The sequence below is a fragment of the uncultured Hyphomicrobium sp. genome, assembly GCF_902826555.1.
Classification (GTDB): domain Bacteria; phylum Pseudomonadota; class Alphaproteobacteria; order Rhizobiales; family Hyphomicrobiaceae; genus Hyphomicrobium_C.
This window is the reverse complement of record NZ_CADEFI010000003.1, coordinates 89,357-104,281: the sequence shown is the minus strand read 5'-3', so window position 1 is coordinate 104,281 and position 14,925 is coordinate 89,357. Positions and strand designations below refer to the sequence as shown.

12 protein-coding genes and 2 tRNA genes are annotated in these 14,925 nt (G+C 65.1%); 9 read left to right on the top strand and 5 right to left on the bottom strand.

Annotated features, from left to right (window positions below; translation table 11 throughout):
• Positions 1-8 precede the first annotated feature (8 nt).
• Positions 9-683, top strand: a complete 675-nt coding sequence (locus QZV93_RS02775; protein ID WP_363156440.1) for an MmcB family DNA repair protein — start codon at positions 9-11, stop codon at positions 681-683.
• Between the two features lie 13 nt (positions 684-696).
• Here QZV93_RS02775 and QZV93_RS02770 read toward each other — a convergent pair whose 3' ends face one another.
• Together QZV93_RS02770 and QZV93_RS02765 are read right to left on the bottom strand one after the other, a co-directional pair.
• Positions 697-1,263: an ActR/PrrA/RegA family redox response regulator transcription factor gene (locus QZV93_RS02770; RefSeq protein WP_295555763.1), complete on the bottom strand. Its 567-nt coding sequence runs from the start codon at positions 1,261-1,263 to the stop codon at positions 697-699.
• 160 nt (positions 1,264-1,423) lie between these two features.
• Complete coding sequence (locus tag QZV93_RS02765) at positions 1,424-2,854, bottom strand: ActS/PrrB/RegB family redox-sensitive histidine kinase (RefSeq protein ID WP_295555762.1); 1,431 nt, start codon at positions 2,852-2,854, stop codon at positions 1,424-1,426.
• Positions 2,855-3,002: 148 nt separating this feature from the next.
• Here QZV93_RS02765 and QZV93_RS02760 point away from each other — a divergent pair, with 148 nt between their 5' ends.
• A complete protein-coding gene (locus QZV93_RS02760) occupies positions 3,003-3,665 on the top strand; it encodes an SCO family protein (RefSeq protein WP_295555761.1) in 663 nt (220 codons plus the stop codon).
• Positions 3,666-3,871: 206 nt separating this feature from the next.
• Positions 3,872-5,224 (top strand): polyhydroxyalkanoate depolymerase, encoded by a 1,353-nt coding sequence (phaZ, locus tag QZV93_RS02755; RefSeq protein WP_295555901.1) that lies wholly within the window; start codon positions 3,872-3,874, stop codon positions 5,222-5,224.
• 30 nt (positions 5,225-5,254) lie between these two features.
• Here phaZ and QZV93_RS02750 read toward each other — a convergent pair whose 3' ends face one another.
• On the bottom strand, positions 5,255-6,193 hold the full coding sequence (locus tag QZV93_RS02750; RefSeq protein WP_295555759.1) for a 50S ribosomal protein L11 methyltransferase: 939 nt from the start codon (positions 6,191-6,193) through the stop codon (positions 5,255-5,257).
• Between the two features lie 25 nt (positions 6,194-6,218).
• Positions 6,219-7,889, bottom strand: coding sequence for a GMC family oxidoreductase N-terminal domain-containing protein (locus tag QZV93_RS02745; RefSeq protein WP_295555758.1), 1,671 nt, complete (start codon positions 7,887-7,889; stop codon positions 6,219-6,221).
• A gap of 361 nt (positions 7,890-8,250) precedes the next feature.
• On the opposite strand from QZV93_RS02745, the gene QZV93_RS02740 reads away from it, so the two are divergent.
• The 5 genes from QZV93_RS02740 (at position 8,251) to QZV93_RS02720 (ending at position 11,197) form a co-directional block, all read left to right on the top strand.
• A tRNA-Thr gene (locus QZV93_RS02740) sits at positions 8,251-8,323 on the top strand.
• A gap of 3 nt (positions 8,324-8,326) precedes the next feature.
• Positions 8,327-8,400 (top strand) — tRNA-Lys (locus tag QZV93_RS02735).
• A 367-nt stretch (positions 8,401-8,767) separates the two neighbouring features.
• Positions 8,768-9,934, top strand: coding sequence for a slipin family protein (locus QZV93_RS02730; protein ID WP_295555757.1), 1,167 nt, complete (start codon positions 8,768-8,770; stop codon positions 9,932-9,934).
• Positions 9,935-9,938: 4 nt separating this feature from the next.
• On the top strand, positions 9,939-10,670 hold the full coding sequence (locus QZV93_RS02725; RefSeq protein WP_295555755.1) for a GH25 family lysozyme: 732 nt from the start codon (positions 9,939-9,941) through the stop codon (positions 10,668-10,670).
• A 92-nt stretch (positions 10,671-10,762) separates the two neighbouring features.
• On the top strand, positions 10,763-11,197 hold the full coding sequence (locus tag QZV93_RS02720) for a heme-binding protein (protein ID WP_295555753.1): 435 nt from the start codon (positions 10,763-10,765) through the stop codon (positions 11,195-11,197).
• A 35-nt stretch (positions 11,198-11,232) separates the two neighbouring features.
• Here QZV93_RS02720 and QZV93_RS02715 read toward each other — a convergent pair whose 3' ends face one another.
• Positions 11,233-12,369 (bottom strand): saccharopine dehydrogenase NADP-binding domain-containing protein, encoded by a 1,137-nt coding sequence (locus QZV93_RS02715; RefSeq protein ID WP_295555751.1) that lies wholly within the window; start codon positions 12,367-12,369, stop codon positions 11,233-11,235.
• A 355-nt stretch (positions 12,370-12,724) separates the two neighbouring features.
• On the opposite strand from QZV93_RS02715, the gene QZV93_RS02710 reads away from it, so the two are divergent.
• On the top strand, positions 12,725-14,917 hold the full coding sequence (locus QZV93_RS02710) for an EAL domain-containing protein (protein ID WP_295555749.1): 2,193 nt from the start codon (positions 12,725-12,727) through the stop codon (positions 14,915-14,917).
• Positions 14,918-14,925: the final 8 nt, after the last annotated feature.

Below are 14,925 nucleotides of genomic sequence, written 5' to 3'. Positions count from 1 at the left end.
TCTAGGAAATGAAAAGCGAAGCAACGCGGACCGTTGGTCCGGAGTGCGTGGGAATCTCGGAGTCCGGGCACGGACGAAGCAGGATGAGTGGGCGCAGTGTGATTACATCGCGGCAAACTAGTGGCACTGTCCAATGCACTAATGGCAGATCCATGACCGATATTGAGGACCATGTGGACAACGCGGTTAACCGAGTAACTATTCCTCCGGTGTCCCCCGGCGGCCCCCAGTCTCAAGCCGCCCGCGAGATTTGTCGCGGTGTGGTGCGTGTGTTGTCGGCACACGGGTTAACGGCCATTTCAGAGTTGCCGCTCCCCAATGGCCGGCGTGCCGACGTGATGGGACTAGCGGCCGACGGCGCGCTTTGGATCGTCGAGATCAAGTCGTGTATCGAGGACTTCCGCGCCGATCACAAATGGCACGAGTATCGCGACTACTCGGATCGGCTTTTCTTCGCCGTGGATCCGGATTTTCCGCGCGAGATCCTGCCCGAGGATGCCGGGCTCATCGTCGCTGACCGGTATGGAGGAGAGATCTTGCGTGCCGCGCCGGAGGTTCGCCTCCCCGCGCCAAAGCGCAAGGCCATGACGCTGCGTCTCGCCCGTGCCGCGGCGTCGAGACTGGCCGTCCAGCTCGACCCCACGCTTCCCGCGGCAGTCGGCCTCGGCATCGGTGACGTGTAGCGTATGTGCCGGCTTACTTCGGAGCGCGCTTGGCGAGGATGCGTTGCAGCGTGCGCCGATGCATGTTGAGGCGCCGCGCAGTCTCCGAGACGTTGCGGTTGCAGAGTTCGTACACGCGCTGGATGTGCTCCCAACGCACGCGATCCGCCGACATCGGGTTTTCCGGCGGCGCGGCCTTTGCGTTGTGGGGCGCAAGCAGAGCGTCGGTAACGTCGTCCGCGTCGGCGGGCTTTGCCAGGTAGTCGACCGCACCAAGCTTCACCGCAGAGACCGCCGTGGCGATGTTGCCGTAGCCCGTAAGCACGATGATGCGCGTGTCGGCGCGAACGCGCGTCAGCTCCGCGATCACGTCGAGACCGTTGCCGTCCTCGAGACGCATGTCGACCACCGCGAACGCGGGAGCCTGGGCCCGGATGAGTTCGATCCCCTCGGCGATCGAATGAGCGCTGCGAACCTCGAAACCGCGCAGCTCCATGGCGCGCGCGAGCCGCTGCAGAAACGGACGGTCATCGTCGACGATGATGAGCGAGCGGTCGTCGGGCAGCTCGTCCTTTTGAAATGATAGATCTTCAGTCACCACGGCGTACCTCCCGATTCTTGGGATTTATATTAGCCGAGATCGGTTCGCAAAGGTCACGTGCACAATTCGGCATGACTAATTAGTCGAATTTCTTAAGGTGAATGGTATTTGTGCGGTCCACGGCGCATTTCCGGCCTGGCGCCCTATGCAGCTAGGTCCTTTAAATTGCATCAGAAATTGGATCGTCCGGGCCGGGCGGCTCGCGCCGGAGAGTAGGACGCGGGATTCGTTCGTCCGCAGTGCTGGTCGTCGTCTCGAAGGCGGATCTCGGCCAGACGATCCGAACCACCGCGCCGTGCGCCGGCGCCTCACGGTTATCGAGATGCAGGCGTGCGCCGGATCGCTCGAGAAGTGTCTTTGCAATGAAGAATCCGAGACCCATCCCCGACACTTTGTTGCCGCTCTTGCGCTCCTTCCTGCCGGCTCCGCGGGTCGTGACGTAAGGCTCACCCAGATTGTCGATCACGTCGGGTTTGAATCCCGGCCCATCGTCGGCGATCACGGCCGTCACCGTTTGCGCGTCCCATTCGGCTGTGATCTCGACGCGGCTTTCCGCGTAGTCCGCCGCGTTCTCGATGATGTTGCCGAGACCATAGAGGACCCCCGGCCGCCGGATGCCGACCGGCTGTCGCGCGGCTGGCCCGGCGGCGGCGGCAGAAGGCGCCGCGCGGATATGGACCGCCTTTCGCCCATCCATGTAGGGCACCGCCGCGTCGTGCAGCATTTCCATGACGTTGAGGCTGCCGTGCAGCGGGTCTTCGTCCGGAGGGTGGCGCGTGAGCTTCTGCAGGATTTCACGGCAGCGCTGCGCCTGGCTGCGCAAGAGCAGGATGTCTTCGCGATGGGGATCGTCCTTGGCCATCTGCCGCTCTAGCTCGTTGGTGACCAGCGTCAGGGTGGAGAGCGGCGTTCCAAGCTCGTGCGCGGCTGCTGCGGCAAGGCCGTCCAACGCATGCAGCTTCTGCTCGCGCGACAGCACATGCTCCGTCGCTGCCAGCGCTTCCGACATCTGCCGGCCTTCCTGGGTGAGCCGCCAGACATAGAGAGCGAGGAACGGCATCGAAGCCGTGACGGCGGAAACGATCCCGACCTTGTAGAGGAATGGCAGCGCCAGCGGCGGGGCGTCATACCAGGGCAACGGCATGGCGTAGAACGCCAGCAGCCATGTGCAGACGAGCGCCAGCAGCCCAAGCCCGACCGTATAGACGAGAGGAAGCGTTGCTGCCGACACGGTCACCGGCGCGACGATGAGCATCGTGAAGGGATTGTCGATGCCGCCTGTCAGATAGAGCAGCGAGGCGAGCTGGATGATGTCGTAGGCGAGCAGCGCCGTCGCGAAGTTGACCGAGAGGCGATGCCGCGCCGGATAGTAGATGGCAAGAAACACGTTCACCCACGCCGAGACCGCGATCACCGTCAGGCACGGCCCGATGGGAAGGTTGAAGCCCAGCCAGAAATAGACGACGCACAGCGCCAGGATCTGGCCGATGACACCGACCCATCTGAGCCGCACGATGGTCTGCAGCCTGAGCTGGCTGTCGCCGCTGAAGCTGGCCTTGGATTCGAAAGTCTTGTTGAGGTGTCCTGTCACTGTGACGACTGCGTTTCTTGCGCGTTGCTTACGGATAGACGCCGAACTCTAGCACAGCTTGCAAGCGGGCGTTGCTTGCTCCAGATAAGATGAAAAAGGCGCCGGCCGGCACGAGAAATCTGCCCAAGGCCCAACCGAGCGGGACACCATGAGCAAGAAAGTCACCGAACCGAAGATAAGAGCCTCGCGCGGGACGCTCCTGCTGGCGCTGCTCATCGGCCTTGCCGGCGGCATCATGACCGCCGTGCTGCTCGCCACGCTACCCTCGGGAGCGCCGGCGACGGGAGACGCGACCGGCAAGGCGCTGATCGGGGGCCACTTCAGTCTCGTCGACGGGGCCGGTAAGCGCGTCACCGAGAAGGATTTCGCCGGAAAGCCGCTTCTCGTCTACTTCGGATTCACCAATTGCCCCGATGTCTGCCCGGCTGGGCTGCAGGTCATCGCCGCCGCCCTCGACCGCCTCGGCGACAAGGCCAAGGACATGGGCACGATCTTCATCACGGTCGATCCCGAGCGCGACACGCCCGAGCTTGTCGGCAAGTACGCCGCGAGTTTCCAGAGCAGCATTATCGGCCTTTCGGGCTCGCCCGAGGAGATCGGGGCGGTAACGAAAGCCTATCGCGTCTACGCCAAGAAGGTGCCGGACGAGACCAATCCTCACGAATACAGCGTCGATCACAGCTCGTTCATGTATCTCATGGACCGCAAGGGCGATTACATGAAGCACTTTCCCCATAGCGTCGACGCAAAGGACCTCGCTGACGCCTTGGCCAAGGCGATCGATGCGCCGGCGGGCGGGCCGGATACTTAGCCATCCGCCTCGAATCAGTGCATTCTCGCCACGGGGGACAAGAAAAAAGCAAAAAATGTGCGATTTCGGCGGCTTATAGCCGCGCTCACCCGCGTATGGATGTGGCCGGTTCGCTTGCTATCGTGTGCAGGGCTGAGGGGCGGCGTTCAGCGATCTGACGCCCCCGAGATCGGGAGGCAACACGCTTGCTTTACCACTGGTACGAGATGGGCCACGCAGCCCTGAGGCCCGCACGCGCCGTAGCCGAGCAGTTGCGCAGCCTCGTCGAAAATCCGCTGAACCCATTGTCCCACACCGCCGTCGGCCGCCACGCCGCCGCCGCCTTCGAGGTGTTCGAGCGCTCGACGCGCCGCTACGAGAAGCAGTCGTTTGCACTCGCCACCACGCGCATCGGGCGCAGAGACGTCAAGGTGGAAGAGGAGGTCGTCTGGAACCGCCCTTTTTGCCGCTTGGTCCATTTCCGGCGTGATATGCCGGCCGCGCAGCGGGCTGCCGATCCGCGCGTGCTGCTGATTGCACCCATGTCGGGCCATTTCGCAACGCTCTTGCGCGGGACCGTCGAAGCGCTGTTGCCGAGCCACGAGGTCTACATCACCGATTGGCAGGACGCGCGCGAGGTTCCTCTCGCCGCCGGCCGGTTCGGCCTCGATGAATACGTCGACTACGTGCGCGAAATGCTGACGGCCCTGCGTGGCGACGTCCACGTGTTCGCCGTGTGCCAGTCGGCGGTGCCGGCTCTCGCCGCGGTGTCACTCATGGAGGAGGACGGCGATCCCGCCGCGCCGCTGAGCCTGATCATGGCCGGCGGCCCGATCGACACCCGCATTTCACCGACGACCGTCAACGACGTCGCCGTCGAGCGCGGCACCGAGTGGTTCGCAAACCATGTGATCACGAGCGTGCCTTGGCCGAATGAGGGCGCAGGACGCGAGGTTTACCCGGGCTTCCTGCAGCTCTCGGGTTTCATGTCGATGAACCTCGATCGCCACGCCACTGCGCACAAGGACCTCTTCCGCCATCTGGTTACCGGCGACGGCGATTCCGCGGAGAAGCACCGGGCCTTCTACGACGAGTACCTCGCCGTTATGGACATGACGGCCGAGTTTTATCTCGACACCATCGACAGCGTTTTTGTGCGGCATGCACTGCCTAAGGGAGAGATGGCCATTCGCGGGCGCCGCGTCGATCCCGGTCGCATCCGCCGTGCGGCGCTGATGACGATCGAGGGCGAGAAGGATGACATCACCGGGCTCGGCCAATGCCGCGCCGCGCATGATCTCTGTCGCAGTCTGCCCGCCGAGAAGAAGTATCATGTCGAGTGCGCGGGCGTCGGCCATTACGGCATCTTCAACGGCTCGCGCTATCGCACGGAGATTGCGCCGCGCATCGCCCAGTTCGTGCGCCTGTTCGACCCGCGTGCGGAGTTGATCCTCACCCGTCCGATCGCCTCGCGCAGTCCGATCGCAGCCACCGTCGGCGGCTACGATCCCTCGTCGGTCGCCTTCACGTTCGCGCCCGCCAACGACACCGGCCCCACGCCGCAGACTGCCGGCGGTTAGGCGCGGGACTTTAGTCTCTTCGATCGTGCTCTACGGGATCCAGCCTTTGTCGAGGTCCATGGCCTGACGCGCCTTGGATTTGCCGTCACTGTCGAAATGCACGGCGGTCCATCCAAGGTGCGTGCCGGCGTCCTCCGACGACGATGAGCGCAACGTCACGAGCACGCTTTCTCCGCGATCCACGGCAATCGGTGTCAGCACGGGAAAATAGAGCTGCTCCCAATGCGTGCGTGGCGCATCCGGTGCCGTCGAAAGCGTGACGCCGTCGATGATCTCCGCCTCCCACCAGTAGGCAAAACCGAAGATCGTCTCCGCCGTCTCGAGCTTCCACGACGCTTCGCCTTTGCGCGCGCTCCTCGTGTCGGAGCCGAGCGTCACGCTATCCCACACTTTCGCCGCTGCGCCGCCCGCGAGCAGATCGTCCGCCGTGAAGCTTCGCACGTAGACGTTGTTGAGGCTCATCGCGCGCGCGTCCGAGAGATCGAGACCGAAGCCGACGTCGTCCCACGCGATCAGCTCGCGATGGAAGCGGCCCGTCACCACCGGCACCGCGAATTGCCGGATACGGGCCGGCATGATGAGGCCGCCGTCTTTCAAGTGACGCAGCCGCGCGTCCGCAAGCGTATCGACGATGTTCTCTTCCAGCGCGTAGTTGCCCAGTGTCTCCGACACCACCAGGTCGACGCGCGGCGGATCCTCCATCTCGGTCGAGTGGCACGGCATGAGATGGCATGCCTTCGCGCGGTTGGTCTTGATCGTGGCCGCTGCGACGCCCGCCACCTCGGCAGCCTCGTAAAGCAGCACCTCGCGCGCGCCGAGCTTCGCCGCCATGAGGCCGATCAGCCCTGTTCCCGCGCCGATATCGGCGACGGTCGTTTCGCCGCGGCGGATCACGCGCGAGAGCGCGTCATGGAAGGCTTGATTGCGGACGCGATCGGCGATCAGCGTGCGGTGGTATTCGATGCGCATGGAGCCTCGGATCGCCGGGCGGCTCCTATGCGGCGGTCGCGGGAGCCGAGCTTTTGACGGGTGCCGTTGTGTAGCTGATCCCTCGATCCTGCGCAAAGTGCAGCATGGCGCGTTCGGCGAGCGCCGTAATTGTCAGCAGCGGATTGACGCCGAGCGAACGCGGGATCACCGCGCCGTCGATGACGTACAGCCCGTCGTGCACGGCGGTATCGCCGGAGCCCCCCGCGCCTGAGAAGACGCGGCACTTGTGGTCCACGACGCCGTCACCGTTGTCCCGCCCCATGCCGCAGCCTCCGAGCGGGTGTGCGGTCGCGGGCTGATGCCCCATGACGGTCCCCGCGAGCGGGTTCTTGACGTAAGAGCCGCCGCTGGCCGTCACGAGCTGGGACAGGATGGCATCGAGCTTGGCGTAGACCGGCTCGTCCTTGGCGCCCGGCCAGTTGAGCGCGAGTTGGTTGTCCTCGAGCGAGAAGCGTCCCGACGCGCTATCGTGCGATACCGCAAAGAACGTCTGCAGGCTCGCGAACGGCCCCTTGTAGACGCCGTTGACGAGGCTCGAGAGCGCGCCGAGCAGCCGCCCGTTGGGCAGGAACAGCACGGGCAGCACGGAAGCGAAGGACGACGGTAACGCGCCTTCCTGCACGTTGAGCTCGTTGGCGAGCGTCTCCGCGTCACGGAACTCGATCTGGCCCGACACGGACGCACCGATTTCAAGCCCCTCGACCTTCGCCGGATACCCGACGCCGACTCCGTTGACGACAGTCTTGGCGCCGTAGCCGAAGGCGATGATATCGCCGTTAGCCGAGAACCGCTGTCCGAGCCGGTCGGAGACCTTGAGTCCCGCCTCCCGCGAGCGCAGCAGGATCTCCGTGGAGCCGAGCGTACCGGCGGCGAGCACGACGACCGGTGCTTCGATCACCGCTTCGGGCATGCTCCGATCCGGCCCCACCGATCGTGCCGAAACCTGCCAGATCCCGTCGTCGCCCTTGCGCACGGTATCGACCTTGATGCCGGTGAAGACCTCCGCGCCGGCTAGCACGGCATCCGGAAGATAGGTGAGCGCGACGGTGTTCTTGGCGCCGACGTTGCAGCCCCCGCAGCAGTCGCCGCATCGGGTGCAGGCTTTTTGATGGATGCCGGCAGGATTGATGTTGTCCTCGAAGCTGACCGCGATGCGCGGCGCCACCATGTCGCCGCCCAGGCCGCGCCCGGCTTGCTCCAGCACGCCGAACTTGGTCATCTCGCGCGCCCGTGGATCGGCCATCGGCCGGATCCACTGCTCGGCGCGCCGGTAGCCTTCCTCGAGCGTGCCGTCCTGCGCCACCTGGCCCGGCCATGCGTCGTCTGCGAACACGCGTTTGTCCGGAATGAGCGAGACACCGGCATTGACGAGCGACCCGCCGCCGAGCCCGCAGGCCACCAGCACGTGCATGTCGCGGCCGAGGCGCACATCGTAGATCGCCTGCTCGGAGCCGGTGCGGAAGCGCTCCCCGGTGACCTGGAACTCGCCCTTGAGCTCGCCGAACTTTTGCGGGAACTCGCCGGTTTGGATCTCGCGCCCGCGCTCGAGCACTGCGACGCGCTTGCCCGCGCGCGCAAGTCGCGACGCCGTGACGCCGCCGCCATAGCCCGAGCCGACGACGATCACATCATAGCGCCGCTTCAATGCGCTGAGCGGCAGGCTCATCCTCGACATACGACCGGTCCCCGTCTGACGCAAAAGTAGGATCTGCGCCGGAGTCCGCCGGGCAGCAACGGCGGTCACCGTGTAACCTCGTCCCCGTCGGCCGCTGTTCCGCGCGTGACGCCCCACCCATGGGCCTACCCCGGACGGCTGGAATTCGCAACGAAAGCGCGGTCGTCTGCCTAACGGAGGTTGGGGCGGTGGTTTTTGCGTAACGTTGCCGGACGGTCTGGTGGCGAACGGAATGGAATTTCGCCCAAATCGGCTGTTTACTGGCCGTTCCTGAATTGACGCCTCGTGCCCGGGCTCGTTGAGACCTGGCTGGCGCGCACCGCCCTGCGGCGGCGTGTTCCGCGTTGTTCGGGAGCAAAACGAGGCTGTAGCTCAGTGGCAGAGCATCCGGCGGTGCCGGAAGGTCGAGGGTTCGATTCCCTTTAGCTTCTCCAGTGGCTAGCTCATTTGGTAGAGCACGAGACTTTTAATCTCGCTGTGATGGGTTCGATTCCCATGCCAATCGCCTCCAAGCGATCTTCTTTTGGGAAGCTGGTCGTTGCTCCGGCCCAAGCTCTGGCCTCGAGGCTCCGGCTGAGAGGCGAGGGTGGACGGCAAGCGCCGATGCGCTCCGCGCCCTTCGCGGATACCGCCTCTCTGCGGAGCCGGAGCCGTCCGTTGCGCTTCCGCCGATCCCTCGGGAACGGCGTCGGCAAGACGGTCGGCATAAGGCCGAGCCGCGTGGCTCAAGCGGGGGCCCGCGTCATCGTCGTGGCGTAGCGGCCAGCGACCTGCGAGCCGAAATTCACGAACTGCACGGAATTGAATACCGCACGCACAAGGCACTGATTAAACCGGCTCGTTGTCTTCGGCCGGCCCCAAGTTTCCGGAGTTTTCCCATGTCTCGCTTGAGCTTTTGGACCACGGCAGTCGTGAAGGACGACGAGCGCGGCTTTCTGCGGCGCGATGGCCGCTTCGTGAAGCTGCTGGAGCCCGGCCGTTTCACGGAGTTCGATCCGTTGGGTCAGCTCTCGGTCGAGATCGTCAAGATCCTGCGCGCCGAGATCGCGTCCGAGAAGGCGCTGCTGCTCGCCAAGACCGATCCCGACGTTGCCGCCGACAACTTCACCATTGTCCAGGCTGGACCGACCGAGGTTGCCATCGTTTCGCTCGACGGCGAGCCGAAGCACCTCGTGCTGCCCAACACGACGCGCGCCTTCTGGAAGGCGTTGACGGCCGTCGACGTCGAGAAGATCGACGCCGCCGCGACGCTGCGGGCTGAAAAACGGCACATCGACAAGCTCGATCCCGCGCGCTCGGGCGGAACGCTCGTGGTCACGGTGGTCGAAGCCAACGAGGCGGGCCTCCTGTTCGCGGACGGCGTGCTCACCGAGCGTCTCGGTCCTGGCCGCCACGCCTTCTGGGCTGTCGGCCGTCAGGTGCGGGTCGCCAAGATGGATCTGCGTCCGCAGCCCCTGGAGGTCACGGCGCAGGAGATTTTGACCAAGGATCGCGTCGGCATCCGCGTCACGCTGACGGCGTTTTCGCGCGTCGTCGATCCGGAGAAGGCGGCTCTGTCGTCGACCGATGTCAACGCCACGCTCTACCGGTTGATCCAGTTCGCGATCCGCGAGGCCGTCGCCGCGCGCACGCTCGACGAGATTCTGGCCGCGCGTGACACCATCGACCGCGAGGTGCGCGCCTACGTGACGGAGCGAGCCGCGACGCTCGGTGCCGAGATTGGCGAGATCGGCGTCAAGGACGTCATCCTGCCCGGCGACGTGCGCGAGCTTCTGAACAAGGTCGTCGAGGCCGAGCGCATCGCCAAGGCCAACATCATCCGCCGCCAGGAAGAAACGGCCGCCACGCGCTCCCTGCTCAACACCTCGAAGCTGATGGAGAACAACCCGCTGCTCATGCGGTTGAAGGAGCTGGAGGCGTTGGAGAAGCTGGTCGAGAAGGTCGGTCGCATCGACCTTCATACCGGCGCCGGGGCCGGCGGCTTCGATGCCCTTCTGAACAACCTCTACAAGCTCGGCAACGAGAAGGCGTCTGGCGAGAAGTAGCCTTGTGACGAGCTTTCTGCGTTTCGCATGTCTGGCGGGGCTTGCCGCGGCGATGGCTGCGGCGGCCCCGTTCCTTTATCCGCACGTCGAGCTGGCGCCGTGGCGCTATCCCGTCGTCGGCGTGGACGTCTCCAACCACCAGGGCCGGATCGGCTGGACGGCACTTGCCGCGAGCGGGGTGGTCTTCGCCTACATCAAGGCGTCCGAAGGCGGAGACTTCCGCGACAAGTCCTTCGAGCGCAACTGGAGCGAGTCGAAGCGTGTGGGCCTGAGGCGCGGCGCCTATCATTTCTTCACGCTCTGCCGTACCGCCGCCGAGCAGGCGGAGAACTTCATCGCCGCTGTCCCAAGAGACCCGGAGGCACTGCCGCCTGTCGTCGACGCCGAGCACATGGGACCCTGCGTCGCGGCCATCGCCGAGCGCGATCACGTGGCCGTGCTGGCGGAGTTCATCGGCAGGCTTGAGAAGCACTACGGCCATCGGCCGATCATCTACACGACGGCGGAGTTCGACGCCGCCATGCTCGCTGGCGCTTTCCCGGGTGAGCGCTTTTGGGCCCGCAGCCTCCTTGTTCCGCCCCTCTTCCGCACCGGCCAATGGGTGATCTGGCAGTATCACAATCGCGGCCGCCGCCCGGGCGTCAAAGGCGACCTCGACCTCAACGTCTTTCGCGGAACGCGCGCGGAATTCGAGGCATTCTCCCGCGGCTCCGGGACTGCGGCAACCATACCCTGACGGAGGTCGGAACTGGCCATTGAAAACCAGGGTTAGCGGGCCGATATGTCGGAGCCCGTGCGACCCTCGCGCGCTACCGGAGGACAAGACCCATGCATGTCACAATCGACGACGCAAAGAAGATCATCGAAGCCGCCCGCAAGGAGGCCGAGAAAACAAAAACCAAGATGTGCATCGCCGTCGTCGACAGCGGCGCCAATCTGAAGGCGTTCCATCGCATGGACGACGCTTGGGTCGGCTCCATCGACATCGCCATCAAGAAGGCGAAGACGGCGGTCTTCTTCGGCATGCCGACCGGATCGATCGGCAAGCTCTCCCAGCCCGGCGGCCCCCTGTACGGCATCGAGCACTCGAACGATGGGCTCATCACGTTCCCGGGCGGCCTTCCGATCGTCGACAAGGAGGGCGTCCTTGTCGGTGCGATCGGCGTCTCCGGAAGCTCCGTCGAGAACGATCACAAGGTTGCGGCAGCGGGCGTGAAGGTGGTCGGCGTCTCCGATCTTCCGGAGCACCCCTGGCGCACCTGATCGGTCGTCGAGGCCAGAACGAGAGCCCTCCCGTTTCACGACGGGAGGGCTTCTTCATGCGTGGTGCACGTTATGTCGAGGCCGGCGGCCTCGGCCAGGATGTTGTCAAGGCTGACAACGCCGTAGCATGCCGTCGCGCCGCGCCGCATCTCGGCACCCGACGCAAGACGCTTCGCGAGCGCCACCGATGCAAGCGCGGGCACAAAGGGACCGTGACCGCTCTTGGCGACGAGCAGCCACGTGGCGCGTTTCCGGCGTCCGTCGAGACCTGTGCCGTCCATGATGATCACCATGCCGCCCCGGTCGCTTCCGAGCCACGTGAGCGCCCGCTTGACGGCGAGGAGACCCGGGGCCAGCGGCGCAAGGCTGCGCACGACGCCGCTCCGCACCAGCCACGACGCGCACCAAAGGCCGAAATGAAACAGGGAGACTTCGAGCCCGGCCCGGAACCGCACCGTCTTCAAGCCGGCATCCCGTGCCGGAAAAAGATCGAGGTCGGGCACATCCACATAGCCGAGCCAGCGCCATCCGGCTTCGCCGAACGAGCGCCGCGCTAATCCTTGCCACCCGTGCACGGTTCGCCGCGCCCCGTCGCGCAGCATCGAGAGCGGTTGCCCCACGCCGCCCAGCACGGACGCCACCGTCGCCACGCCAGGATCGAAAGCGTTACCGGGCGAGATGGCGATGTCGAGGGCGTCCAGCGTCGCGAACGAAGGACGAAGCTGCAGCACGACCGCAGACGAGAGGCCCGGCACTGAGCTGGCGCCGCTGACGGCGAGAACGCCGGCATCGCGCGCCACCGCATCGAGCGCACCGAAACCCGTGACGAAGCCTCTGGCATCCGCGAGATCGACATAGTGGCAGCGCGCCGCAATCGCCGCGCGAGCGAGCCGGTAGTCGCTGCCCTGATAAGGGCCCGACGCGTTGATGACGAGACGCGCGCCCAGTCGCGCGATGTCGCCCGCGTCGACGCCATCCGCATCGAGCACCACCCGCCGCACCGGACGACACATGACTTTGGAAAGAGCGCGAGCTTGCTCATCGAGCGACGAGAGGGTGCGCCCGGCAATGACGAGATCGATATTGGGGTCTCGCGCCAGGAGTTCGGCAATCCTCGAGCCGAAGGCTCCGGTGCTGCCGATGATCGCGATGGAAAAGGCGTCGGCGGCCATGCGGAAGCCGTGGGCTCCTAAAGGATTTGCTAACCACGAATGGCGTTTTGCCAAAATAGCTCAAATGCCAAGCATTTAGGCATCGGATAATCGTACGTATTCGGTCAATCGGGATGCTGAGATGGATGGATCGAAGTAGGGATGGGTAAATTGGCTGTTCCCGAGTCACCCGTCGATCAGGAGTAACGCGCTGTCCCGCTTTGCGACGCATCCGCTGCCCATTAAGCGAGCAATTATACACGTATTTCAGGGCATTGCGGCGTTGTAGCTCAGCACCCTGAGAAAGGCGTCGTTAAGCCTCGCTGTCGATACTCCACGAGCACAAGCGAGCGACCGGGGCAGTACAGGCACGATCATGAAGCGGCGGAAATTCGAGAAACATCCCAAACCACTCGGCCGGCGGCCGCTGCGCGCGGCGCTCAAGGTGCTGAGCGGCGCTGCTGCAACCCGTCATGGCGCCGACGCTACCGCGCAAAAAACCGAGCTCGAATCCGCGCTCGAGATGGCCGTGGAGGAAGCCCGCACAGCCGACAAGCGCCTGCGCGAGGCCATCGACATCCTGCCTCAAGGCATCGTGTTCCTGGATTCCGAAGGCCGCTACGTGCTCTGGAACGAGGAATACGCCAAGGTCTACCATCGCTCGGCGGACTTGTTCAAAGTCGGCGTACGGCTGGCCGATACGCTCCGCGTCGGCGTCATGCGCGGCGATTACCCCGCCGCCAAGGGGCGCGAGGAGGAATGGATCGCCGAGCGTCTCGAGAAGATGACGAGCCCGAGCGAGCGCCATGAGCAGTGGCTCTCCGACGGCCGCTGCATCCTGATCCAGGAGCGGCGCACCGGCGACGGCGGCATCATCGGATTGCGCGTCGACATCACCGAGCTCAAAGAGCGCGAGGCGTCGTTCCGTCTGCTCTTCGAAGCCAATCCCGTTCCGATGTACGTCGTCGCGCAGAACGGCAAGACCATTCTTTCGGCAAACGCTGCGGCACGCGATCATTACGGCTATCGCGGCGCCGAACTGATCGGGCGCCCCGTGCACTGCCTGCACCATCAGGACGACCACGGCCGCTTGGAGGAGCTTTACAGCCCCGCGCCTGGCATCCTCGCCGATCACATCTGGAACCACTTGAAGCGCGATGGAACCGCCATCGAGGTCGCCATTTTCTCGCAGGCCATCGTCCACGAGCGCGCCCCGGCTGTGCTCGTGGCGGCGGTCGACATCACCGAGCGTCGGCGGGCGGAAGCACAGGTCGCTTATCTCGCCCACCACGATCCCCTCACGGGCCTGGCGAACAGAGCTCGCCATCTCGAGCATGCCGAGGAAATGCTGGCGGCCATGAGCCGCGGAGGGCGCGGCGGCGCATCCCTGTGTGTCGGGCTCGACAACTTCAAGTCCGTCAACGAGACCATGGGCCCTGCGGCCGGCGATGCACTCCTGCAGGCTGTTGCCCGGCGCATCACCGGCACCCTGCGCGACGGCTGCATGGCGGCGCGTCTCGGTGGCGACGAATTTGGAATCATCATGCCCGACGTCGTCGAGCCGGACGAGGTGAGCACCGTCGCACGACGTTTGATCGAGGTCATCAGCGCGCCGTTCACCATCCAGGGACAGCAGGCGACCATCGGTGCCAGCATCGGTATCGCCATTGCGCCGGGTGACGGCGACGAGGCCGGTAAGCTCTTGAAGAACGCCAACCTCGCCCTCTCGCAGGTGAAGCTGCGCGGCAAGGGATCGTTCCGCTACTTCGAGGCGGAGATGAATGCACGCGCCCAGGAGCGCCGGCGCCTGGAGCGCGATCTGCGCAACGCCATCGAGAGCCAGAGCCTCGAGGTGCATTATCAGCCCCTGGTCGCGCTGGACTCGGGGCACATCGTGGCCGCCGAGGCGCTGGTGCGTTGGCCCCACGCCGAGCGAGGCTACGTCTCCCCCACGGAGTTCATCCCCATTGCCGAGGAGGCCGGCCTGATCTGGGCGCTCGGCAATTTAGTGTTGAACCGCGCCTGCAGGGATGCGGCTGCCTGGCCCGCGCACATGCGCGTCGCCGTCAATCTTTCACCGTTGCAATTCCGTTGCGGCAGTGTCCACGAGATGGTGGCTGACGCGCTCGAGGCCTCCGCTCTGCCGCCTGAGCGCCTGGAGCTCGAGATCACCGAAAGCCTGTTCCTCGACCGCTCGAACATCGTGCTCGACACGCTCGCGGAGTTGCGCCGCCTCGGCACACGCATCGCCATGGACGACTTCGGAACCGGCTATTCGTCGCTGGGCTACCTGTGCAGCTTCCCCTTCGACAAGATCAAGATCGACCGCTCGTTCATCCGCGGCATCGAGGGCAACGTGGAGCAGCAGGCGGTTGTCCGCGCCATCGTCGGTCTCGGCGAAACGCTCGGCAAGACCATCACCGCCGAAGGCATCGAGACGTCCGAGGAGCTGGCGTGTCTACGCGCCATCGGTTGCGAGCAGGGGCAGGGGTTCCTGTTCAGCAAGGCGCGGACCCAGGCCGACCTTCTGCCGTTTATCGCCAAGCGCAAGCCGAAGCGCGCCGCCTGATCCCGGGA

Excerpts from the sequence above, each read along its gene's own strand:
- QZV93_RS02775 (WP_363156440.1), top strand. The coding sequence starts at position 9 with ATGAAAAGCGAAGCAACGCGGACCGTTGGTCCGGAGTGCGTGGGAATC.
- QZV93_RS02760 (WP_295555761.1), top strand. The coding sequence starts at position 3,003 with ATGAGCAAGAAAGTCACCGAACCGAAGATAAGAGCCTCGCGCGGGACG.
- phaZ (WP_295555901.1), top strand. The coding sequence starts at position 3,872 with ATGGGCCACGCAGCCCTGAGGCCCGCACGCGCCGTAGCCGAGCAGTTG.
- QZV93_RS02750 (WP_295555759.1), bottom strand. The coding sequence starts at position 6,193 with ATGCGCATCGAATACCACCGCACGCTGATCGCCGATCGCGTCCGCAAT.
- QZV93_RS02745 (WP_295555758.1), bottom strand. The coding sequence starts at position 7,889 with ATGTCGAGGATGAGCCTGCCGCTCAGCGCATTGAAGCGGCGCTATGAT.
- QZV93_RS02730 (WP_295555757.1), top strand. The coding sequence starts at position 8,768 with ATGTCTCGCTTGAGCTTTTGGACCACGGCAGTCGTGAAGGACGACGAG.
- QZV93_RS02720 (WP_295555753.1), top strand. The coding sequence starts at position 10,763 with ATGCATGTCACAATCGACGACGCAAAGAAGATCATCGAAGCCGCCCGC.
- QZV93_RS02715 (WP_295555751.1), bottom strand. The coding sequence starts at position 12,369 with ATGGCCGCCGACGCCTTTTCCATCGCGATCATCGGCAGCACCGGAGCC.
- QZV93_RS02710 (WP_295555749.1), top strand. The coding sequence starts at position 12,725 with ATGAAGCGGCGGAAATTCGAGAAACATCCCAAACCACTCGGCCGGCGG.